Source organism: Eikenella sp. NML120348, assembly GCF_001648435.1.
In the GTDB taxonomy this organism is placed as follows: domain Bacteria; phylum Pseudomonadota; class Gammaproteobacteria; order Burkholderiales; family Neisseriaceae; genus Eikenella; species Eikenella exigua.
In genome coordinates, this window is the sequence record NZ_LXSP01000007.1 from 24,671 (window position 1) to 47,061 (window position 22,391).

The 22,391-nt window shown below is 54.7% G+C and carries 22 protein-coding genes, 1 tRNA gene, 1 other RNA gene and 1 pseudogene; 12 read left to right on the plus strand and 13 right to left on the minus strand.

Going from position 1 to position 22,391, the window contains the following annotated elements:
- The first annotated feature begins 121 nt into the window (after positions 1 to 121).
- Positions 122 to 1,798 carry a 30S ribosomal protein S1 gene (gene rpsA, locus A7P99_RS08835; RefSeq protein ID WP_067528742.1) on the plus strand — a complete coding sequence of 559 codons (1,677 nt, stop codon included), beginning with the start codon at positions 122 to 124 and terminating at the stop codon, positions 1,796 to 1,798.
- A gap of 12 nt (positions 1,799 to 1,810) precedes the next feature.
- Positions 1,811 to 2,113, plus strand: coding sequence for an integration host factor subunit beta (locus tag A7P99_RS08840; RefSeq protein WP_067448486.1), 303 nt, complete (start codon positions 1,811 to 1,813; stop codon positions 2,111 to 2,113).
- A 234-nt stretch (positions 2,114 to 2,347) separates the two neighbouring features.
- Here A7P99_RS08840 and A7P99_RS08845 read toward each other — a convergent pair.
- A pseudogene (locus A7P99_RS08845) lies at positions 2,348 to 2,898 on the minus strand (nitroreductase family protein).
- A gap of 128 nt (positions 2,899 to 3,026) precedes the next feature.
- Here A7P99_RS08845 and A7P99_RS08850 point away from each other — a divergent pair.
- The 7 genes from A7P99_RS08850 (at position 3,027) to guaA (ending at position 7,946) form a co-directional block, all read left to right on the plus strand.
- The gene (locus A7P99_RS08850) at positions 3,027 to 3,473 is read left to right on the plus strand and encodes a peroxiredoxin (protein ID WP_067448488.1); all 447 of its coding nucleotides are present in this window, start codon (positions 3,027 to 3,029) and stop codon (positions 3,471 to 3,473) included.
- 12 nt (positions 3,474 to 3,485) lie between these two features.
- Positions 3,486 to 3,947: a methylated-DNA--[protein]-cysteine S-methyltransferase gene (locus A7P99_RS08855; RefSeq protein ID WP_067448490.1), complete on the plus strand. Its 462-nt coding sequence runs from the start codon at positions 3,486 to 3,488 to the stop codon at positions 3,945 to 3,947.
- Positions 3,941 to 4,846, plus strand: coding sequence for a site-specific tyrosine recombinase XerD (gene xerD, locus A7P99_RS08860; RefSeq protein WP_067448622.1), 906 nt, complete (start codon positions 3,941 to 3,943; stop codon positions 4,844 to 4,846). Before A7P99_RS08855 ends, xerD begins: the two co-directional genes overlap by 7 nt.
- A gap of 131 nt (positions 4,847 to 4,977) precedes the next feature.
- Positions 4,978 to 5,514, plus strand: coding sequence for an RNA pyrophosphohydrolase (locus A7P99_RS08865; protein WP_067528743.1), 537 nt, complete (start codon positions 4,978 to 4,980; stop codon positions 5,512 to 5,514).
- Positions 5,511 to 5,816, plus strand: a complete 306-nt coding sequence (locus tag A7P99_RS08870) for a hypothetical protein (RefSeq protein WP_067448494.1) — start codon at positions 5,511 to 5,513, stop codon at positions 5,814 to 5,816. The genes A7P99_RS08865 and A7P99_RS08870 overlap by 4 nt, the downstream gene beginning before the upstream one ends.
- Positions 5,817 to 5,906: 90 nt before the next feature.
- On the plus strand, positions 5,907 to 6,260 hold the full coding sequence (locus A7P99_RS08875) for a hypothetical protein (protein WP_067448496.1): 354 nt from the start codon (positions 5,907 to 5,909) through the stop codon (positions 6,258 to 6,260).
- A 117-nt stretch (positions 6,261 to 6,377) separates the two neighbouring features.
- Positions 6,378 to 7,946, plus strand: coding sequence for a glutamine-hydrolyzing GMP synthase (guaA, locus tag A7P99_RS08880; protein ID WP_067448498.1), 1,569 nt, complete (start codon positions 6,378 to 6,380; stop codon positions 7,944 to 7,946).
- A 181-nt stretch (positions 7,947 to 8,127) separates the two neighbouring features.
- Here the strand turns inward: guaA and A7P99_RS10610 are convergent, their stop codons facing one another.
- The 3 genes from A7P99_RS10610 to tgt form a co-directional block, all read right to left on the minus strand.
- Positions 8,128 to 8,253, minus strand: coding sequence for a hypothetical protein (locus A7P99_RS10610; protein WP_255361310.1), 126 nt, complete (start codon positions 8,251 to 8,253; stop codon positions 8,128 to 8,130).
- Positions 8,254 to 8,546: 293 nt separating this feature from the next.
- Positions 8,547 to 10,172, minus strand: a complete 1,626-nt coding sequence (locus A7P99_RS08885) for a DUF4874 domain-containing protein (RefSeq protein ID WP_067448500.1) — start codon at positions 10,170 to 10,172, stop codon at positions 8,547 to 8,549.
- 223 nt (positions 10,173 to 10,395) lie between these two features.
- Positions 10,396 to 11,511: a tRNA guanosine(34) transglycosylase Tgt gene (gene tgt, locus A7P99_RS08890; protein ID WP_067448502.1), complete on the minus strand. Its 1,116-nt coding sequence runs from the start codon at positions 11,509 to 11,511 to the stop codon at positions 10,396 to 10,398.
- Positions 11,512 to 11,723: 212 nt separating this feature from the next.
- Here tgt and A7P99_RS08895 point away from each other — a divergent pair.
- The 3 genes from A7P99_RS08895 to A7P99_RS08905 all read left to right on the plus strand — a co-directional run bounded on the left by A7P99_RS08895 (position 11,724) and on the right by A7P99_RS08905 (position 14,890).
- Positions 11,724 to 11,800: transfer RNA gene (locus A7P99_RS08895), tRNA-Val, on the plus strand.
- A gap of 363 nt (positions 11,801 to 12,163) precedes the next feature.
- The gene (gene thrS, locus A7P99_RS08900; protein WP_067687266.1) at positions 12,164 to 14,083 is read left to right on the plus strand and encodes a threonine--tRNA ligase; all 1,920 of its coding nucleotides are present in this window, start codon (positions 12,164 to 12,166) and stop codon (positions 14,081 to 14,083) included.
- An 84-nt stretch (positions 14,084 to 14,167) separates the two neighbouring features.
- Positions 14,168 to 14,890 carry a hypothetical protein gene (locus A7P99_RS08905; protein WP_067687269.1) on the plus strand — a complete coding sequence of 241 codons (723 nt, stop codon included), beginning with the start codon at positions 14,168 to 14,170 and terminating at the stop codon, positions 14,888 to 14,890.
- Between the two features lie 108 nt (positions 14,891 to 14,998).
- Here A7P99_RS08905 and metK read toward each other — a convergent pair whose 3' ends face one another.
- From metK to acpP, 9 genes are all read right to left on the minus strand, one after another.
- Entirely contained in the window at positions 14,999 to 16,168 is a 1,170-nt protein-coding gene (gene metK, locus A7P99_RS08910; RefSeq protein ID WP_067528749.1) for a methionine adenosyltransferase, read from the minus strand.
- Between the two features lie 49 nt (positions 16,169 to 16,217).
- On the minus strand, positions 16,218 to 16,340 hold the full coding sequence (locus tag A7P99_RS10615; RefSeq protein ID WP_255361311.1) for a hypothetical protein: 123 nt from the start codon (positions 16,338 to 16,340) through the stop codon (positions 16,218 to 16,220).
- Positions 16,341 to 16,528: 188 nt separating this feature from the next.
- Positions 16,529 to 18,388, minus strand: a complete 1,860-nt coding sequence (hscA, locus tag A7P99_RS08915; RefSeq protein ID WP_067687272.1) for a Fe-S protein assembly chaperone HscA — start codon at positions 18,386 to 18,388, stop codon at positions 16,529 to 16,531.
- Between the two features lie 168 nt (positions 18,389 to 18,556).
- A non-coding RNA gene (ssrS, locus tag A7P99_RS08920) (6S RNA) lies at positions 18,557 to 18,735 on the minus strand.
- An 18-nt stretch (positions 18,736 to 18,753) separates the two neighbouring features.
- Positions 18,754 to 19,050 carry a cell division protein ZapA gene (locus tag A7P99_RS08925; protein WP_064105706.1) on the minus strand — a complete coding sequence of 99 codons (297 nt, stop codon included), beginning with the start codon at positions 19,048 to 19,050 and terminating at the stop codon, positions 18,754 to 18,756.
- Positions 19,047 to 19,382, minus strand: a complete 336-nt coding sequence (locus tag A7P99_RS08930) for a hypothetical protein (RefSeq protein WP_067529544.1) — start codon at positions 19,380 to 19,382, stop codon at positions 19,047 to 19,049. Before A7P99_RS08930 ends, A7P99_RS08925 begins: the two co-directional genes overlap by 4 nt.
- A 157-nt stretch (positions 19,383 to 19,539) precedes the next feature.
- Positions 19,540 to 20,520 carry an NAD(P)H-dependent glycerol-3-phosphate dehydrogenase gene (locus A7P99_RS08935; RefSeq protein WP_067528755.1) on the minus strand — a complete coding sequence of 327 codons (981 nt, stop codon included), beginning with the start codon at positions 20,518 to 20,520 and terminating at the stop codon, positions 19,540 to 19,542.
- Between the two features lie 234 nt (positions 20,521 to 20,754).
- Complete coding sequence (gene fabF, locus A7P99_RS08940; protein WP_067687275.1) at positions 20,755 to 22,002, minus strand: beta-ketoacyl-ACP synthase II; 1,248 nt, start codon at positions 22,000 to 22,002, stop codon at positions 20,755 to 20,757.
- 117 nt (positions 22,003 to 22,119) lie between these two features.
- Positions 22,120 to 22,356 (minus strand): acyl carrier protein, encoded by a 237-nt coding sequence (acpP, locus tag A7P99_RS08945; RefSeq protein WP_003824915.1) that lies wholly within the window; start codon positions 22,354 to 22,356, stop codon positions 22,120 to 22,122.
- Between the last annotated feature and the right edge of the window lie 35 nt (positions 22,357 to 22,391).

Sequence of the window (22,391 nt, forward strand, 5' to 3'; positions counted from 1 at the left end):
GGGCGCGGCTGTGTTGCATAAACAATTGATTTAACTCACGCCTGCCGCGCCAAGGGTGGCAGGCTTCTATCAACTCCAACCCTCCGCACTCCTTGGCCGTGCGTGGAAAAGACAAAACCTTATGGAAAATTTTGCCCAGTTACTGGAAGAATACTCAGCCGTACAAGAAATGAATCAGGGCGAGGTGATTACCGCCGAAGTGGTGGCGATTACCGACAAACACGTTATCGTGAACGCCGGCCTGAAATCCGAATCCCTGATTGATTTGAACGAATTCAAAAACACCCAAGGCGAACTGGAAGTTAACGTCGGCGATTTCGTTACCGTAACCATCGAATCCGTAGAAAACGGCTTCGGCGAAACCAAACTCTCCCGCGAAAAAGCCAAACGCGCTGCCGATTGGCTGGCTTTGGAAGAAGCCATGGAAAGCGGCGAGATCCTCTCCGGCGTGATCAACGGCAAGGTCAAAGGCGGCCTCACCGTGATGATCAACAGCATCCGTGCCTTCCTGCCCGGCTCTTTGGTAGATGTGCGCCCGGTGAAAGACACTTCTCACTTTGAAGGCAAAGAAGTTGAATTCAAAGTGATTAAGCTGGATAGAAAACGCAACAACATAGTGGTATCCCGCCGCGCTGTATTGGAAGAAACCCTGGGCGAAGAGCGCCAGGCCCTGCTGGAAAGCTTGCAGGAAGGCACCGTGGTGAAAGGTATCGTGAAGAACATTACCGACTACGGTGCATTCGTAGACTTGGGCGGTATCGACGGCCTGTTGCACATCACCGATTTAGCATGGCGCCGCGTAAAACACCCCAGCGAAGTGCTGGAAGTGGGCCAGGAAGTAGAAGCTAAAGTATTGAAATTTGACCAAGACCGCAGCCGCGTATCTTTGGGTATGAAACAGCTGGGTGAAGATCCCTGGAGCGGCCTCGCCCGCCGTTACCCTGCCCGCACCCGCCTGTTCGGCAAGGTGTCCAACCTCACCGATTACGGCGCGTTCGTTGAAATCGAACAGGGTATCGAAGGCTTGGTACACGTTTCCGAAATGGACTGGACCAACAAAAACGTTCACCCGAGCAAAGTGGTTCAGCTGGGCGACGAAGTAGAAGTGATGATTCTGGATATCGACGAAGACCGCCGCCGCATCAGCCTGGGCATGAAACAATGCCAGGCTAATCCGTGGGAAGAATTTGCCGCCAACTTCAACAAAGGCGACAAACTCACCGGCGCAGTTAAATCCATCACCGATTTCGGTATTTTTGTGGGCCTGCCCGGCAACATCGACGGCCTGGTACACCTCTCCGACCTTTCTTGGAGCGAAAGCGGCGAAGAAGCCGTACGTAAATACAAAAAAGGCGAGGATGTGGAAGCCGTTGTATTGTCTATCGATGTAGAGAAAGAACGCATCAGCTTGGGCATCAAACAGCTCGAAGGCGACCCCTTCGGCAGCTACATCAGCATCAACGACAAAGGCGCCTTGGTGAAAGGCACCGTGAAATCCGTTGAAGCCAAAGGTGCCGAAGTGCAGCTGGCCGATGAAGTGGTAGCCTACCTACCCGCTTCCGAATTCGACAGTGAGCGCGTGGAAGACTTAACCACCAAGCTTAAAGAAGGCGACGAAGTGGAAGCTGTCATCGTTACTGTAGACCGCAAAAACCGCAATATCAAGCTGTCAGTAAAAGCCCGCACTGCCAAAGAAAACCGCGAAGCGCTCAACACCGTGAACGCAGCGGCTAGCCATGCCGGCACCACCAGCCTGGGCGATTTGCTCAAGGCCAAGCTTGGCGGCGAAAATGAATAAGGATAGCACAAAATGACCAAATCAGAGTTGATGGGCCATCTGGCCGAGAAGTACCTGGCTCAAGGGCATTCCCGCCTAACTGTTAAGGATGTGGAGCAAAGCGTGAAGGTTTTGGTAGACGCCATGACCCGGGCACTGGCTCGTGGTCAGCGTATCGAGATTCGTGGGTTTGGCAGTTTCGACCTGAACCACCGTCCGGCACGTATCGGCCGCAACCCGAAAACCGGCGAGAAAGTAAACGTACCTGAAAAATACGTGCCACATTTCAAAGCCGGCAAGGAGTTGCGCGAACGCGTAGACCAAGCTGCCAAGTAAGATTGGCATTAAGCTGAATAATAAAAGGCTACCTGAAAATTTCAGGTAGCCTTTTTGTTGTTTGGACAATCCAGATAGTGCTATGCAACAGACTACCTGAAAGCTTCAGCTGCAACAAAGCTAAAGCCAAGTAACGGGCAGCTTGGACTCCCGCACATCAGCTGCAATTCCACGATAAGTTGGAACCATCTGCTCCCAGTAAAGAGTCGGCAAAAGGCTACCTGAAATTCTTAATTACCAACGGCTGACCAATCCGCTCAAATCCGTATTTTTCGGGCCGTCGGCCTCTTTCTGTGCCGTGCCGATCATCACAGGCCGATGATTTTATCGTGTGCGCCGCGGCCGAAGGCTTCACGCAGCGCGGCGATGTTAACCCACAGGCCGGTAATCCACACATTGTCAAAGCCTTGCGCCTTGGCAACCAGTTGGGCGGCATAGGCAGCGCAGCCGGCGCTGAGCATCTGCTCCCACTCTGGCTTCGGCTTGAGGCAGTCCAGCTTGGGCTTGGACACCACGCCGATCACCATCGGCGCCATCTGTCCCACCACTTCAGCCTTGCGCACCGCTTCGCCGCCGATTTCTTCGGCACATTGCTTCAAAATATGGCGGAATGCCGGCCGGCTCGCTTCGCTTTGTACCACCACAAAATGCCACGGCGTGAGGTTGCAGTGGTCAGGCACTTGCGTGGCAGCCTGCAAAATGATTTCCAGCTGAGCATCGTTAGGGGCGGGTTCGGCAAGGTGTCGCACCGAGCGGCGGGTAGTGAGCAAATCGATTGCGTTCATGGGGTTAATCCTTAAAGTGTGCGTTGAAAACAAAACGCCGTGCTTATACCACACATTAAGGCTACCTGAAACACACGCCCCGGTTTAACGTTATAATGCCAGCCGATTTCATCCCGTTAGGAGCCGCCATGAGCACCAATTACCTTTTCACCCTGCCCGACCAAAACGGCAACGATTTCGCCGCCGCCGACCACCTGCCGCTGGTGCTGTATTTCTACCCCAAAGACAGCACGCCAGGCTGCACCACCGAAGCGCAGGAATTCAGTGCGCTCTTGCCCGAATTTCAGGCGCTCGGTTTTCAGGTAGCCGGCGTATCGCGCGACAGCGTGGCCAGCCACCAGAAATTCGTATGCAAATACGCGCTGGAAGTGCCGCTCTTGTCGGATAAGGATGAAACCGTGTGCCGCCTGTTCGATGTCATCAAAGAGAAAAACATGTATGGCAAAAAAGTGTTCGGCATCGAACGCAGCACCTTCGTTTTGGATGCACAAGGCAACATTTCGCGCGAATGGCGCAAAGTGAAAACCGCCAGCCACGCCCAAGCCGTGCTCGACGCGCTGCGTGAAACAGCCTAGCGGAACACCGCCATGCAATACTGCTACCAAGCCCCCTTCGGCACGCTGCTGTGCCGCCTGCACAACGACCTGCCCACCGAAATCCTGCTGCAGCACAGCGCCGCGCCCTTCCTGCCCGCACTGCCAAACGAAACCCCGCTGGCACAATGGCTGGACAGCTACTTTTCAGGTAGCCCTGCCCCGCTGCCACCGTTTGTGCCCCCCGCAGGCACGGCGTTTCAGCAGGCCGTGTGGGCGCAGATTGCCCAGATTCCGTTCGGCGAAACCCGCAGCTACCAATGGATTGCCGGGCGCATCGGCAGCCACCCGCGCCCCGTGGGCGGCGCCTGCGGCAAAAACCCGCTGCCGCTGCTGATCCCCTGCCACCGCGTGCTCTCAACCAACGGGCTGGGCGGCTTCAGCATGGGCGGCGATGCCGAGCGCAGCCTAGCAGTGAAACGCTGGCTGCTCGCGCACGAAGGAGTGGCATTGTGAATCCGGCCAAACCGCTGCCCGCCGCCTGGCAAGAGCCCATCGAGCAAACGCTGGACGAGCTCTTCCTCACCCACCGCCTCGCCGCCAATACCCTGGCCGGCTACCGGCGCGACCTGGAAAAAGTCGCCCGCCGCCTGCACGCGCAAGGATTGGATTGGCAGCAGGCCGATGCCGACGCCTTGGCCGATGCCGTGTATGCCCCGGATGAAAAACCCGCTTCCCAAGCCCGCGCCCTCTCCGCCGTCAAACAGCTCTACGGCTTTTTGCAGCTACAAAACCGCCGCAGCGACAACCCCGCGCAACACCTGCGCCCGCCGCGCCAAGGCCGCGCCCTGCCGCCGCTGATCGGCGAAGCGCAAATCGACGCGCTGTTGGCCGCGCCCGACACGGAAACCATCTTCGGCCTGCGCGACAAAGCCGTGCTGGAAACGCTGTATGCCACCGGCCTGCGCGTGTCCGAAGCCGCCCAAATGCAGCTGCAGGATTTAGACTTGCAGCGCGGCGTGGTTACCGTAATCGGCAAGGGCAACAAGCAGCGCATCGTGCCGCTGGGCGCGGAAGCCGTGCATTGGCTGGAACGCTACCTGAAAACCGCGCGCGGCGAATTGCTCAAGCACACCCCGTGCGATTTCGTGTTCGTGGGGCAAAAACGCAGCGGCATCAGCCGCCAGCTGGTGTGGCAGATGGTGAAGTGTTACGCCGCAGAAGTCGGCATCAGCGAGCTCAGCCCGCACGGCCTGCGCCACGCCTTCGCCACCCATCTGGTAAACCACGGCGCCGACCTGCGCAGCGTGCAGATGATGCTCGGCCACGCTAGCCTGAACACCACGCAAATCTACACCCACGTGGCCAACGAGCGGCTCAAACAGCTGGTAGCACAGCATCATCCGCGTAGGTAAACAAGATATAGCGGATTCAAATGAAAATGGAACAAGGCGGCAGGCTACCTGAAAGCTTTCAGGTAGCCTGCCGTGCCGTTTTGTGGGAAAATCCGTACGTTTAAAATTATTCAAATTGGGCGAAAAATATTATGTTGGACAGAGAAGGTTATCGCCCCAATGTCGGCATCATCATCACCAACCAGCACAACGAAGTTTTCTGGGGCAAACGCGTGCAGGAGCATTCCTGGCAGTTTCCGCAGGGAGGCATCAAGCCCGGCGAAAGCCCCGAGGCCGCCATGTATCGCGAGCTGGCCGAAGAAGTCGGCCTTTTGCCGCATCACGTGAAAATCCTCGGCCGCACCCGCGACTGGCTGCGCTACGACGTGCCCGGCAACTGGGTGCGCCGCCAATGGCGCGGCGCGTATCGCGGGCAGAAACAGATTTGGTATTTGCTGCGGCTCACCGGCCGCGAAAGCGATGTGCACCTGCGCGCCAGCAGCCAGCCGGAATTCGATGCCTGGCGCTGGCACGACTATTGGGCACCCATCGACGAAGTGATTGAATTCAAAAAAGACGTATACACCAACGCCCTGCGAGAGCTTTCGCGCTTTCTGCACAATCTGGAAACCCTAGAGCAATTCAACCGGCGCCACGCCGCCCTGCCCGAAGAACAAACCCACCGATGAGCAGCATCCTCACCCGCATCCTCGCCACCCAACAGCAAGAAGTAGCCGCCGATGCTACCTCCTCACCGCTACGCGGTGTGAACAACCGCAACTTGCGCACCTTTGAAGTGAGCCTGCAGCAAACGCTGGATTTGCTGCCAGAAATCGCCGGCGAAGACCGCATCGTGATTACCGAAAGCGGCATCCGCAGCCGCGAAGACGTACAATTCATGCGCAGCCACGGCGTGCACAGCTTCCTGATCGGCGAAACCTTCATGCGCGCCGACGATGTGGGCGCGGAAGTGAAAAAACTGTTTGCTTGAGTTTTCAGGTAGCCTGCCATGATGGTGAGGCTACCTGAAAACACTATCCCAATGCTTCGTTTGGCTTTTTTTCTCACGTAAGGAGTAGGCATGAAACGTTTAGCGATGATATTGGCCCTGCTACCCTTGGCCGCTGCCGCCCAGCCCACCGCCCAGCAATGCCGGCAGATTAACCGCGACAGTATCGAGGTCATGACTTATCTGTTCGCCTGTGCCGACAACGATAATTTCGCGCTTCCCAAAGCCGCCGAGCAGCAAGCCGACAAACTGATGCAGCTGAGCAAACCATGTTTCAACCGCGACCAAGAAGCATGGTGGTGGCAAAATGGCACACAGGTGGAAGCTGAGCGCGCCCGTTATGACACCGGCGCCGATGCAGACACAGCGGCGGTGTGCCGGCAGCGCCGCACACACATTCAGCGCATCTTGCGACGCTACCGTTAAGCCGACCAACCTGCCGCACTTAACCCCCAGATTTCAGGTAGCCTGAACTTCCGCCCAAAGCGTGTAGAGGCTCCCTGAAACCAGAAATCCTATCCAAATCCACACAGAGATACCGATATGACCAGCCCCGACAAAATCCTCATCCTCGATTTCGGTTCGCAAGTCGCCCAGCTCATCGCCCGCCGCGTGCGCGAAGCCCATGTGTATTGCGAGCTGCACCCCTACGACATGCCGCTGGCCGACATCAAAGCCTTCAATCCCAAAGGCATCATCCTTTCCGGCGGCCCCAACTCCGTGTACGACAGTGAATATCAAGCCGACACGGGGCTGTTCGACTTGGGCGTGCCCGTGCTCGGCATCTGCTACGGCATGCAGTTTATGGCGCACCATTTGGGCGGCGAAGTGCGGGCCGGCAACCAGCGCGAATTCGGTTACGCGCAAGTGCAAACGCAAGACAGCGCGCTCACCAGCGGCATTCAAGACGGCGCACCGAACACCTTGGACGTGTGGATGAGCCACGGCGACAAAGTGTGCAGGCTGCCTGAAAACTTCCGCACCATCGGCAGCACGCCCTCCTGCCCCATCGCCATGATGGAAAACGCCGAACGCCACTTTTACGGCATCCAATTCCACCCCGAAGTCACCCACACCAAACAAGGCCGCGCCCTAATCAACCGCTTCGTGCTCGACATCTGCGGCGCACAGCCCAGCTGGACCATGCCGAACTACATCGACGAAGCTGTGGCCAAAATCCGCGAACAAGTCGGCAGCGACGAAGTGATTTTGGGCTTGTCCGGCGGCGTGGATTCCTCCGTGGCCGCCGCGCTCATCCACCGCGCCATCGGCGACCAGCTCACCTGCGTATTCGTCGACCACGGCCTGCTGCGCCTGAACGAAGCCGAAAACGTGATGAAAATGTTTGCCGACAACTTGGGCGTACGCGTGATTCACGTGGATGCCAGCGAGCAGTTTATGGCGAAACTCGCCGGCGTGACCGACCCCGAGCAGAAGCGCAAAATCATCGGCGCAGAATTTATCGAAGTATTTGACGCCGAAGAGAAAAAACTCACCAACGCCAAATGGCTGGCGCAAGGCACGATTTACCCCGACGTGATTGAATCCGCCGGCGCGAAAACCAAAAAAGCCCACGCCATCAAATCGCACCACAATGTGGGCGGGCTACCTGAAAACATGAAGCTGAAACTGCTCGAACCGCTGCGCGATTTGTTCAAAGACGAAGTGCGCGAACTGGGCGTGGCGCTCGGCCTGCCGCGCGAAATGGTGTACCGCCACCCCTTCCCCGGCCCCGGCTTGGGCGTGCGGATTCTGGGCGAAGTGAAGCGCGAATACGCCGACCTGCTGCGCCAGGCAGACGACATTTTCATTCAGGAACTGCGCAACCATAAAGACGAAAACGGCACCTCTTGGTACGACCTCACCAGCCAGGCATTTGCCGTGTTCCTGCCCGTGAAATCCGTGGGCGTGATGGGCGATGGGCGAACTTATGACTACGTGGTCGCCCTGCGCGCCGTCATCACCAGCGACTTCATGACCGCACACTGGGCGGAACTGCCCTATTCGCTGCTGAGCAAAATGTCCAACCGCATCATCAACGAAATGCGCGGCATCAACCGCGTAGTGTACGACATCAGCGGCAAACCGCCTGCCACGATCGAGTGGGAATAAGCCAGAATTGAAACACAACGCAACAAAGCCCTGCCGAATGGCAGGGCTTTGTTCTGGTGGAGAAGGCCACCTGAATTTAAAACATAAAGCTCTGCTATCTACCACCTGATCCGTATCATTGTAATGTGCCGACCAGCGGATGTCTGCGCCGTCTGCTTACGGAATCAGCACCGCTTCCTGCTTAAAACGTGAGGTGTGTGCAGCAAAATCCATCCACCGCCTGTACACTCGGGTAGTCTTCCTGAACGGTTTGCAGACTGCTGCGAATGCCGCCGTTGACCAACTCGGCGGCCAATTGCTTCTGCATGGAGTAAGCAGTTTGATTTACTGTTCGATTTCGGCTTGGCGGCGATGACTAGAATAGTGAGTGGGAAACAAGAACAGAGTAGCGATTGCGCCGAGGCAGAAGGCGGCAAAGTTTTTTGGGGAACATAGCCGTATCTCGATAGATTGGGTATTTGATTATGGTATTTATGCTTTCAGGTAGCCTGTCGCGCGGGAAGGCTACTTGAAAATCTAACCCTGTTGTTCCTGTTCGTCATAAACAGGCAGCAGGAAACTTCAAAACAGAAGTTTCCCTGCTGTGTTGGCCAAATTAGCTTAGATTGACAACAGCCATTTGAGTGCCAACCCGGTGCTGAATGAGCCGTCCTTTACTTTTTGTGCGTTGGCATCATCTGCATTGGCAAATTGCAGCGGATGCGGACCGGAATAATTGGCGTCTTCTGTATCAATCAGCAGAATCGGCGCTTTTCCGTTCAGCTGGCTCTTCAAGAAGCTGCCACGGAAGCTTTGCGCAGTGCTGGGTTGCACTGAGAATCTCTTGTCCAACAAGATCTTTTCACCGTTTACCACGAGATAGAGTCTATAGCCCCAATCAGGTGCATTAGCCCAGCCTCGGTTGGCAATTTTTGCCGACCAATGGATGATATTACTGTTTTGCTGGTCAGCATAAGCACTGAGTTCTTCCACTACATAACGATAGCCCATTCTCTTACGGACTTCTGTCATACAGGAGCCAGATTCCCAATTATTGATAAAGGTTTTGTGGTAATCGTAGTTCAGATACGATACGTGATACTCACGACCCTCTCTCAAAATGTCAGCACAGCTCGTACGAGCGCCTGCTTGCGGTTCACAGGTTTCGCCACCGAATACCTGGTGTATGCTATTAGCTCGTACAAAGCTACGCAAAGCTTCGGATGAACGCCCGTTATGTGGGAAATAGGTACCTACATCGTGCGTTCCTGCCATAAAACAGTCATTATGCATACCTGTAAAGACCACCCCCTTAGGCAAATTACTGTTATTGAGAAAATCCATCAAATCGCCTGGGTAACGCAACTGAAGTTTGGCATAAATGCCGTTATTGTTTGCATTCAGCAACGCCTTAAATACTTCAGCTTTATTTTGATCTGTATCCAAATGATTGGCAGAGGAATGCCATTCCCCCCATGCACCGATGAAGCCCGCCTGCCATACGAAAATATTGTCACGGTTTCTAGCCAAAATGGGCCGCAGCTGCTCAATATGGCGTCGAACCTGTGCCAGATTGGTATCTTGGCCGGCTGCCGTGTAATCATATGAGAAACGCAAAATGGCATTAACATTTTTCATTCTGGATAAGCCCTGATCCAATGCATTTAGATACGACTGGGGCAAATCCTGATTCCGCCATTGAGATAAATCTGCCGGCATATACATCAGGTGGTAGCCTGCGCGATAGGCATCTTCCAAGTCGGCATCGGTAATTTGGGAAGGGTCTTTACCATAACGGTAAAAACCACGCCCGTAGCCAGGCACATCACCAGCTGCTTCCTTCAGGAAGACGGTTTTAACGTTGTTATTTCCATTATTATCGTTCCTGTTATTGTTATTGGCATTATTAGCAACATTATTTCCAGAATTGTTGCCATTAGTAATTCTGGGGTTGCCATTGCTATTTCCATTACTATTACCCGTACCTACACTAATATTTTGATTCCGGGGAGAGTTTCCTATTCCCGGTATGTCCAGATTAGTCGTACCCTCATTTTGCTTTGCCACAGGTTGAGTTATCTGCTGGTTTGAGTCAGTATTACCGGATGCATCGAGTTCGTCTTTTTTGCAGGCTGATAAGGCCAAAGCACAAACCAAAATTGAAAGTAACTTTTTATTCATGTTATTCATGATGACGATTTCCCGAAATCTTTGCAATAAAGCGTCTACTGCTAAAATTAATGCCATAAAACTTAGTAGTCCTACTATACCAAACAATTTATTGTCAAAAATTCAAAAGTCTGTATTCCATATTTAATAATTCTGACTATATATGATCAGAATCGTTCTATCAAAAAGTTTGCCAAACCATTACTTGCTATTTAAAACTTAAAAAATCCGATAAATTTTTGATGCTTGGTTCATCATTCCAAATTAACTCAGGTTGTTTTCAGGCAACCTTTTCTACAACTCAATCTACCCCTCTCCCCCGATTCTCGTGGAATTGCTCCTGCCAGTCGGCAAATTTGCCCTGTTCGATGGCTTCGCGCATTTCGGCCATTATGGTTTGGTAGAAATGCAGGTTATGGATAGTGTTCAACTGCGCACCCAAAATCTCGCCGGCACGGTGCAAGTGGTGCAGGTAGGCGCGGCTGAAATGCGTACAAGCGTAGCAGGTGCATGATTCGTCGAGCGGGTGGGTATCGTGTTTGTACTTGGCGTTTTTGATTTTGATGTCGCCGAAGCGGGTGAACAGCCAGCCGTTGCGGGCATTGCGGGTGGGCATGACGCAGTCGAACATGTCCACGCCATGCGCCACGCCGTACACTAAGTCTTCCGGCGTGCCGACACCCATCAGGTAATGCGGTTTGTGTTCGGACAGTATGGGGCCGACGGCACGCAGCATACGGTACATTTCGGGCTTGGGTTCGCCCACTGATAAGCCGCCGATGGCGAGGCCGGGGAAGTCGAGCTGTTCCAGCCCGCGCAGGGACTGTTCGCGCAGGTCTTCGTACATCGCGCCCTGCACGATGCCGAACAGGGCATTGGGGTTTTTGAGGTCTTCAAAGGCTTTTTTGCTGCGTTCCGCCCAGCGCAGGCTCATTTGCAGCGATTTTTCGGCCTGCTCGCGTGTGGCTTCGCCGGGGGTGCATTCGTCGAGCTGCATGGCGATGTCGGAGTTGAGCACGGTTTGGATTTTCATCGAGATTTCGGGCGAGAGGAAAAGCTTATCGCCGTTAATCGGGCTTTTGAAGGTGCAGCCTTCTTCGGTGAGTTTGCGCATGTCGGATAGCGAAAACACTTGGAAACCGCCGGAGTCGGTCAAAATCGGTTTGTTCCAGCCGATAAAGTCGTGCAGGCCGCCGAATTGTTCGATGACTTCCAAGCCGGGGCGCAGCCATAAATGGTAGGTGTTGCCGAGGATGATTTGGGCCTTGATGTCGTGCAGGTTTTGCGGGGTCATGGCTTTGACCGAGCCGTAGGTGCCGACGGGCATGAATACGGGGGTTTCGATGCTGCCGTGGTTGAGTTCGATGGTGGCGCGGCGGGCGTGGCCGTCTTTTTTATGAAGGGTAAATTTGAGCATGGGGAATAACACGTTATCAATAATCCGGCGATTATAGCTAAAGCACTTCTTTCTTCCTACTGCGTCAGCCCGCCTTACCGTCTTGACCATATTGTCTGCCGCCCGCTGCCTAGCAGAAAAAATGATTACTTCGGCGATATGGCAAACCGCCGCCGGCCCTGCGCTTTCTTTGCGCGGGGGGTGGGAAAACAGTATAATGCTGCCCCTTAAACAGGCACGTAGCTCAGTTGGTTAGAGCATCACCTTGACATGGTGGGGGTCGTTGGTTCGAATCCAATCGTGCCTACCAGAATTCGTGGGAACAACAGGGGTTTCTGGGGAACTTCAGTTGTTCTTTTTTGTTTGGCCGCCCGCTACTAGTTTTAACTTTGCAGAAACCTGGCTTCCTTTAGAAACATTGTTTCAGGTAGCCTTTTGGATTGCTGTTAAGGCTACCTGAAACTCCGGCCAAACCGCTGCAAGGAACCCGCCATATGCGCCGTTTACCTCCCGCGCTTGCGCTATTGCTTACACTGGCCGCATTGGCCGCCATAGCATTTGCCGGCCTGTTCCTGCTGTTTTACTTTTTCGGTTTCGCCTAATGCAACGATAAAGGCTACCTGAAACCCAAACCATTCATCTGTTTATCCATTTCAAAGAAAGACAAACCATCATGTCCCAAATCAACATCACCCTGCCCGACGGCTCCGTGCGCCAATACGAAGCCCCCGTAACCGTTGCCCAAATCGCCGCTTCTATCGGCTCCGGACTGGCCAAAGCCACCGTGGCCGGCAAAGTGAACGGCGTATTGCGCGATGCGTGCGACCCGATTACCGAAGACGCCGCCGTGCAAATCATCACGCCCAAAGACCCGGAAGGCGTGGAAATCATCCGCCACTCCTGCGCGCACTTGGTCGGCCATGCCGTGAAACAGCTCTATCCCAACGCCAAAATGGTAATCGGCCCGGTGATTGAAGAAGGCTTCTACTACGACATCGCCATGGAAAAACCCTTCACACCCGAAGACGTAGCCGCCATCGAAGCACGGATGAAAGAGCTGATTAATCAAGATTACAATGTGGTCAAAATCATGACCCCGCGCGCCGAAACCATCAAAATCTTCCAAGAGCGCGGCGAAGAATACAAACTGCGCCTGATTGAAGACATGCCCGAAGTGGAAGCCATGGGCATGTACCACCACCAAGAATACGTGGATATGTGCCGCGGCCCGCACGTGCCCAACACCCGGTTTTTAAAACACTTCAAGCTCACCAAGCTAGCCGGTGCCTACTGGCGCGGCGACAGCAACAACGAAATGCTGCAGCGCATCTACGGCACAGCCTGGGCCACCAAAGACGAGCTCAAAGCCTACATCACCCGTATTGAAGAAGCCGAAAAACGCGACCACCGCCGCCTCGGCAAACAGCTCGACCTCTTCCACCTGCAAGACGAAGCCCCCGGCATGGTGTTTTGGCATCCGCGCGGCTGGACGCTGTGGCAAACCATCGAGCAGCATATGCGCCGCGAGCTTGATGCCGCAGGCTACCGCGAAGTCAAAACCCCACAAATCCTCGACAAAACCTTCTGGGAAAAATCCGGCCACTGGGCGAACTACAAAGATAATATGTTCACCACCTCCTCCGAAAAACGCGACTACGCCGTGAAACCGATGAACTGCCCCGGCCACGTTCAAATCTTCAACCACGGCCTGCGCTCCTACCGCGACCTACCCATGCGCCTGGCCGAATTCGGCTCCTGCCACCGCAACGAGCCTTCCGGCGCGCTGCACGGCCTGATGCGCGTGCGCGGCTTCGTGCAAGATGATGCCCACATCTTCTGTACCGAAGACCAAATCGCCGAAGAAACCCGCGCTTTCAACCAGTTGGTCATGAAAATTTACAAACAATTCGGCTTCGAGCACGTCAGCATCAAACTCTCGCTGCGCCCCGAACAGCGTGCCGGCACCGACGAAACTTGGAATAAAGCCGAGCAAGGCCTGCGCGACGCGCTCACCGCCTGCGGCGTGCAATGGGAAGAGCTGCCCGGCGAAGGCGCCTTCTACGGCCCCAAAGTGGAATACCACATCAAAGACGCGCTCGGCCGCTCCTGGCAGTGCGGCACCATCCAGCTCGACTTCGTACTGCCCGAACGCCTGGGTGCCGAATACGTCACCGAAGACAACGGCCGCGCCCGCCCCGTGATGCTGCACCGCGCCATTTTGGGCTCGTTGGAGCGCTTCATCGGCATCCTGATTGAAGAGCACGCTGGCTCCTTCCCGCTGTGGCTCGCGCCCGTGCAGATGGTGGTGATGAACATCACCGAAAAACAGGCCGATTACTGCCTGGAAGTGGTCAACAAACTCAAAGCCGCCGGCCTGCGCGCCGAAGCCGACCTGCGCAACGAAAAAATCGGCTACAAAATCCGCGACAACAGCCAAATGCGTTACCCCTACCAAGTGGTGGTGGGCGATAAGGAAATGGGAAACGGCCAAGTGGCCGTACGCCATAAAGGCGAGGATTTGGGCAGCATGAAGCTGGAAGACTTTGTCACACTGCTACAAAAAGAGCTTGCGGAGACGATTGGGCTAATCTGATTTTGTGTTGATATGAGTTTCAGGTAGCCTGCACTTTAGCATTTCGGAGTGCAGGTTGCTTTTAGAGATTTTGTAGGAGTTAATATGATAAATGATAATCCCGCACAGAAATTATTAGATTTATTGGAAGAATTAAGATTAAGACAAAAAGAATATTGTTGGGATGTTTGGCAGGATGTCTTATCCATTGAAAAGAGAGAGGATTTTCCGATTGCCTTTGCCAAGATAACAATGTTGCTTGAAGGAATTATTGAATATTTGATTGTCTATGAACCTGATGCAGAACAAGATTGCCAATACTTAAAATCCAGATTTTCTCAAGCAATGATGGGACAAGATTTATCAGGGGAAATGCATACATTTACAACTTATTTTGATGAACATGTTCTAAAAGATCTACGGAATTTCTCTCGGATAATGCGAAACCACACAATCGGAAAACGATTGGCGAAATCTGACCTAGAAAAAATTCTCCAAGAAATGCAAAATTTAAAAAATAGCGTTATGGCAGCAGATAACATAAGCGAAAGATTACAATTGAGCATATGTAAATATATCAATCGTATTATTCATTTGGTTGAACAATATAAAATTTCCAGTTCCGAAGAGATATTATCGGCAATTGAAGCTCTTGCTGGCCATATAGGTATGGATAAGGAAGGACGGGAAATATTTGAAGATACAGATAAACACGAGTTAAAAGAAAAATTTAATAACGCCTTATGTATGGCTGCAAACATATGTACGATTGCTGTTACACTTAACCCTCAAATTAGTCAGACAGTAATGAAGCTTCTTACTCCATAATAGCGTAGCAAGATAGAGTGAGAGCTTGTTGTCCATCCTTTTTGATTACACCATTTAAAGAGGCTACCTGAAATTTCAGGTAGCCTCTAATCTGTTTGGAAAACGGGATTACAAACCTGCTGCCGCTTTCAAAGCCGCAGCCTTATCGGTGCGCTCCCAAGTAAACTCGGGCTCTTCGCGGCCGAAGTGGCCGTAGGCGGCGGATTTGCTGTAAATCGGGCGCAGGAGATCGAGCATCTGCACAATGCCTTTCGGGCGCAGGTCGAAATGTTCGCGCACGATGGCGATGAGTTTGTCTTCGCTAATTTTGCCCGTGCCGAAGGTGTCGATGGCGATGGAAGTGGGCTCGGCGATGCCGATGGCGTAGGAAACCTGAATCTGGCATTGGGTGGCCAGGCCGGCGGCCACGATGTTTTTCGCCACATAGCGGCAAGCGTAAGCAGCGGAGCGGTCTACTTTGCTCGGGTCTTTGCCGGAGAATGCACCGCCGCCATGCGGGGCTGCGCCGCCGTAGGTATCGACAATGATTTTGCGGCCGGTGAGCCCGCAGTCGCCCTGCGGCCCGCCAATCACGAAGCGACCGGTGGGATTGATGAGGTATTTGGTGTCGGCGGTAAGCATTTCAGGCGGCAGCACGGGCTTGATGATGTGCTCAATCACGGCTTGGTTCAGTTCTTCATGGCCGATAGACGGATCGTGCTGGGCGGAAAGCACCACGGTATCGATGCGTTTTACTTTGCCGGTTTCGCTGTCGTACACGGCGGTAATTTGCGCTTTAGCATCGGGGCGCAGCCAAGGCAGCTGGCCGCTTTTGCGCAGTTCGCTCTGGCGCTGCATCAGGCGGTGGCTGTAATAGATGGCAAAGGGCATCAGAGTGGGAGTTTCGTCGCAGGCATAGCCGAACATCAGGCCTTGGTCGCCCGCGCCTTGGTTCAGGTCGATACCTTCGCCTTCGTTCACGCCTTGGGCGATGTCGGGTGATTGCTGGTCGTAATACACGCCCACCGCGCAGCCGTTAGCATCAAAGCCGAGCTCGGAAGAGTTGTAGCCGATTTTGGCAATGGTTTCACGCGCCACTTTGATGTAGTCCACGTGTGCGGTGGTGGTGATTTCCCCGGCCAGCACGCACAGGCCGGTGTTCACCAGCGTTTCGGCAGCCACGCGGGCTTTGGGGTCTTGGGCGAGGACGGCATCGAGAATGGCATCGGATACTTGATCGGCCACTTTGTCGGGATGGCCTTCGGAAACAGATTCGGAGGTAAAGAGGTATTCGCTCATGATATGTCTTTCAGATAATAGATAAACCTTGCAGCCTAGCAAGGAGGGCTCAACGGGCAATAAAAAATCCCGCACCAGGCGGGAAGAGATATTGCCCGGCCTGATTCAGACGAGCCACATCGGCCTCTCGGCCGTCCACCTTACGCGCCGTTTGCGGCAGGCAGGTTGGCATGGGTTCCCAACTCTTAATGCGCCGCAGATGATAACAAATCCCGTCTGCTGCGGCAAGCGGCGGGATGGGATGGGTTTCAGGCAGCCTCAATGGGAAGAAAGCTACCTGAAATTTTCAGCTTCGCAGAAACTCCACTTCTTTTTTCAGAAACCTCGTTTTCAGGTAGCCTCTATCAAACTCTGCCTTATTCACGCCATATCTTCCACCCGCTGACCGGTGAGAGCGCGCTGGATGTTGCGGTCCATGCGTTTGGCGGCAAAGTCGTCGGTGCCGGCGGCAAGGGCGGCGGTGGCGTTGCGGATGGGGTTGGCTTCGGCCTCGGGGAGCAGGCTTTGTAAGGTGGCGATTTGAGCGCGAATGGCGGCCAGGCTGCTCTCATCGAGCAGGTCGCCGTCCAGCTCCAACGCGACTTCCACTGCATCAATCAGGCTTTCGGCTTCCACTACGGCCTCGGCACGGGCACGGGCGGCGGCATCGCCGCCGGCATGGCTGATGCTGTCGGCCAGCATACGGGTGATGGTTTCGTCGTCGAGGCCGTAGGAAGGTTTTACTTCGATTTGCGCCTGCACACCGGTGGTTTGCTCGCGGGCAGACACAGAAAGCAGGCCGTCGGCATCGATTTGGAAGGTTACGCGGATGCGGGCGGCACCGGCCACCATCGGTGGGATGCTGCACAGGGTAAATTTGGCGAGGCTGCGGCAGTCGGCCACCAACTCGCGTTCGCCCTGCACCACGTGAATGGTCATGGCGGTTTGGCCGTCTTTGAAGGTGGTGAATTCTTGGGCGCGGGCAGTAGGCAGGGTGCTGTTGCGCGGGATGATTTTTTCGGCGAGTCCGCCGTAAGTTTCGAGACCAAGTGAGAGAGGGGTAACGTCGAGCAGCAGCCAGTCGTTGTCGCGCTTGTTGCCAGCCAGCACGTCGGCCTGCATGGCGGCGCCGAGTGCGACCACCTGGTCGGGATCTAGGTTGGTGAGCGGGGTCTGGCCGAAGAAGTTGCCCACGGCCTGTTGCACATGCAGCATACGAGTGGCACCACCCACCATAATCACGCCGCCGATATCGCCTTTGCTGATGCCGGCGTCTTTCAACGCCTGCTTCACCGGCACAAGGGTTTGCGCCACGAGGTGCTGGGTGAGGGCATGGAATTGGGTACGGGTGAAGATGGTGTCGATCGATGTACCATCGCTTAGCACGGCTTGGATACGGCTTTCAGGTAGCCTGCTAAGCTCTTCTTTGGCACGGCGCACCAGGCTGAACAGCAGGCGGCTGTCTTGGGCGTTGGTAATAGAAAGACGATTCACTTCAATCAGATGGCACAGCATGCGGTGATCGAAATCGTCGCCGCCGAGCGCAGAATTGCCACCGGTGGCCTTCACTTCAAACAGGCCTTTGGAGAGCTGCAAAATGGATACGTCAAAGGTACCACCGCCGAGGTCGTACACCACAAAGGTACCTTCGGCGGCATTATCCAGCCCGTAGGCAATGGCAGCGGCGGTGGGCTCGTTGAGCAGGCGCAGTACATTCAACCCGGCCAGGCGGGCGGCATCTTTGGTGGCTTGGCGCTGAGCATCGTCAAAATAGGCCGGCACGGTGATGACCGCACCCACTAACTCGCCACCAAGACTCTGTTCGGCACGGGTTTTGAGTGCGCGCAAGATGTCGGCAGATACGTCGATCGGCGTTTTCGAACCTTGGCGGGTATGCAGGTCGATAAGTTGGTTGGATTGGCCGAAACGATAGGGCAAATGGCTGGTATCAATATCTTCTAATTTACGGCCGATCAGTCGTTTGGCGGAGCTGACGGTGTTGGCCGGGTCGGCAGTTTGGCTTTGCAGGGCAGCCCGGCCGGTGATGATTTGCCCATCAGCACCATAGCGCACCACCGAAGGCAGTAGGAAACGGCCTTCTTCATCGGGCAGACAACCAGCATGGCCGCTTTTCACGGTAGCAACCAAGCTGTTGGTAGTGCCCAAGTCGATACCGACGGCTAGGCGGTGTTGGTGCGGGGCGGCAGAGAGGCCGGGCTCGGCGATTTGTAGGAGTGCCATGGTGGTTGGTGTGTGTTTAACTATGGGAATAAGCGGTTATTTTAACATATTGGCTGAGTGCTTCGGTCGGAATTAAACTTTTCAGGTAGCCTCAACCGGAAAGGAGGCTACCTGAAAATCTTGCAGCCAACACAAAAGCCGGCATCCACGATACCGGCTTTTAGTATGGGTAACCCCGCGAATGCCGCTTTGGCTCGATTCGCTTGAACCTTGAATCAAGGTTGGCCACTTCCGGCAGTTTCGGGTACGTCCACGAGGAACGCGCACGCCCACCACTCAATCTGCAGCCTGAAGCGAAATTATTGGTTCAAAGGAATAGTGTGCCTTCACAAACACCGCAGGGTTATTAAAGAAGAATAATCGGTTTACTTTTCCAAATCAAGTGCTTTATCGCAACTTTCTATCATGGTGCTTATTCTACGCTCAATTTCACCAATTGCCAAACCGTCTTTCGCACTCATTTTGAGCAGGTCGTGAGTAAGGTTCAGCGCGGCCATAATCACGATCTTGTCGGTTTCCACAATCCGGCCGGAAGATTGGATCACGCCAATTTTCTGGTTCAGCATATGCACCGCCTGCAGCAGGGTTTCTTTCTCGCTGTTGGGCGTGCCGATGTTGAACTGACGGCCTAAGATATCTACATTGACTTGTTCGATACTCATACAACCTGCTCCTTGGCGGCGGGCACCGGCAAGCGTTGTAGCAAGGCGCGGATATCCGCGGCACTTTGCTCCAATAGCTTGCGGTAAACGGCGTTTTCTTGCTGTAAAGCTTCAATCTGGCTAGAGAGCTCGTGCTCCAGGCGCGACATTCTTTCGCTGTAGGCCAATTGCAAGCCATCCATGGTAGCGCGATGGTCATGGCGCTGTTTCTGCCATGCCGCATCCATCTCGCTGATTTTTTTGCTCAGCGCCTGCTTTTCACGCACAGCAGCCTGATAACGGCTCACCAGCGTTTCGATGGAGTTTTGCAAATGTTCAAGTTGATTATTCATGAATCTGTCTCTTGCTAAATCTCTGGCTGCCAGAATCAGCAACCTGGCCGCATTATACTGAAACTTGCGCCATACGGAACAAGCGCCGGGAAAATTTATAATTAACCTTCTTTAAAATCCGCTCGCATTACGATGGCAAGATAGGTTCCGGTGGTAATTATTCGCTGCGGATTTCGCGCAGCATCAGCCGCTCGGCCACATCATTCACATCAACACGGCCGTCTAAAAGCTCGTTCAGGATGCGCGTGATAGGCATTTCAATGCCAAGTTTGGCCGCCTGTGCGCCAGCTTCACGGATGGTGTACACGCCTTCGGCCACATGGCCGAGTTCAGACAAAATCACAGGCAGTGGTTTGCCCTCGGCCAGTTTGAGGCCAACTTGTCGGTTACGCGAGAGCGAGCCGGTGCAGGTAAGGATCAGGTCGCCCATGCCGGCCAAACCCATCAGGGTGGTTTGCTTTGCACCCAAAGCCAGCGCCAGGCGGTTGATTTCGGCCAAGCCGCGCGTCATCAGGGCGGCGCGGGCGTTAAGGCCGTATTGCAGGCCGTCGGCGATGCCCACCGCGATGGCCATCACATTTTTCACTGCACCGCCCACGCCCACACCCACCATATCGTCGTTGGCATACAGGCGCAGCACGGCGGAGCTGAGCGTGGTGGCGAGTGATTCAATCCAGGCAGTGTTGTCGGAAGCGAGGGTAACAGCGCAGGGCAGCTGTTGCGCCAATTCTTGGGCAAAACTGGGACCGGACAAAATACCGATGCGCGGGTTATCTGGCAGCTCTTCGCGCACCACTTGGTGTGGCAGCAGGCCGCTGCCTTGCTCGAAACCTTTGCAGGCGGTGAGCACGGGAATATCGCCCCAGCCCCATTGCCGCATGGTTTGCAGGCTGCCACGCAAGCCGGCGGTGGGCGTGGCGATGATAACAAGCTCGGGCTTGGGCGGCGGTGTGTCGGCAATGCTGAGCGCTTCGGGGAAGGGGAAATCTTTCAGGTAGCCTGAGTTGATGCGCTCGGCACGCATGGTGGCGGCATGTTCGGTTTCGCGTGTCCACAGGCAAACTTGCTGGCCGTTTTGGGCAAAGTGGATGGCCAATGCCGTGCCCCAAGCGCCGGCGCCGATGATGCAGATTTGCATGGTGTGCTCCTGTGTTGATTGCTGGTGATATACCAAATTAACTTAACTTTCGCCACTGTGTTGGCTTACCTTGCCGTGCTATCTGCACTGCCCATGGCTCGCTGTCCGGTATCGACAGTGTATTTATTTGCTATAAAGGCTACCTGAAAAACGGCAAACGGGTTTTAGCTTTGCAGAAACTCCGCTTCGTTGCGTTTTCAGGTAGCCTTTTATACTCTAAATACCGGTGCTTAATCAGCCGTTAAAACGTTTGAACGCAAGCGTGCCGTTGGTGCCGCCGAAACCGAATGAGTTGGAAATAGCTGCACGGATGGGCAGGTCGCGGGCTTCGTTGGCGCAGTAATCCAAATCACAGCCGCCTTCAATGTCTTGCTCGAAGATATTGATGGTGGGCGGTGATTTTTGGTGGTACAGCGCCAACACAGAGTACACGGCCTCCACGCCGCCGGCACCGCCGAGCAGGTGGCCGGTCATGGATTTGGTGGAATTGACCACCAGTTTTTTGGCGTGTTCGCCGAAGGCAAGTTTCAGCGCAGTGGTTTCGTTGGCATCGCCCAGCGGGGTAGACGTGCCGTGCGCGTTCACATAATCAATGTCGCTCGGATTGAGACCGGCATCTTTCAGGGCGCGTGCCACGGCCAAGGCGGGGCCTTCGGCATTCGGCGCGGTAATGTGGTGCGCATCGGAGCTCATGCCGAAACCGGCCAGTTCGGCGTAGATTTTCGCGCCGCGTTTTTTGGCGTGTTCGTATTCTTCCAACACCAGCACGCCGGCACCTTCGCCCATCACGAAGCCGTCGCGGTCTTTATCCCACGGACGGGAAGCAGTGGCGGGGTCGTCATTGCGGGTAGACAACGCCTTCATGGCGGCAAAACCGCCCACGCCAAGCATACACACCGCGCCTTCGGCACCGCCGGCCAACATCACGTCGGCATCGCCGTATTGAATCATGCGGGCGGCATCGCCGATACAGTGCGCGCCGGTGGTACAGGCAGACACAATGCCGTAGCTGGGGCCTTGGTAGCCTTTAAGGATGGTGACGTGGCCAGCAATCAGGTTGATCAACGAGCCGGGAATAAAGAAGGGGTTGATGCGGCGCGGGCTGTTTTCGTGCACCACAATACCGGTTTCTTCAATGGAAGGCAGGCCGCCAATGCCGGAACCGATGTTCACACCCACGCGGGTTTTATCCAAGGCGGCGTAGTCGTCCAGCCCAGCGTCGGCCACAGCCTGCAAGGCAGCGGCAATGCCGTAGTGGATGAAGGCATCCATGCGTCGCGCTTCTTTGGCGCCGATATAATCGCCGATTTGGAAATCTTTCACTTCGCCGGCAATTTGGGCGCTTAATTCGCCCGCGTCAAAACGGGTAATCCGGCCAATGCCGCTCACGCCGGCCAACAGGTTTTGCCAGGCATCGGCCACGTTGTTGCCCACCGGGGAAATCTGCCCCAGCCCGGTTACCACCACTCTTCTCTGACTCATGATTAGTTATCTATCCTCCGGCCTGCCCAAAAGCGGCCGCAATAACAAAAACCCCTGCCCTTGGCGGGAAATGCGCCGGGGCAGAGGCTGATATTCTGCTGTTAAACCTGCTGCCGATTAGTTGGAGCGGGAAGTAACAAAGTCAATGGCTTGTTGAACGGTAGTGATTTTTTCAGCTTCTTCATCGGGGATGTCGCAGCCGAAAGCTTCTTCCAAAGCCATTACCAGCTCAACCACGTCCAGAGAGTCGGCGCCCAAATCTTCGCTGAAAGAAGATTCGTTTTTCACTTCGCTTTCGCTCTTACCCAATTGTTCGGCAACGATTTTCTTCACACGTTGTTCGATATTTTCCATTGCGGGGTCCTTGTCCTTAAATAAACGGGGAAAAA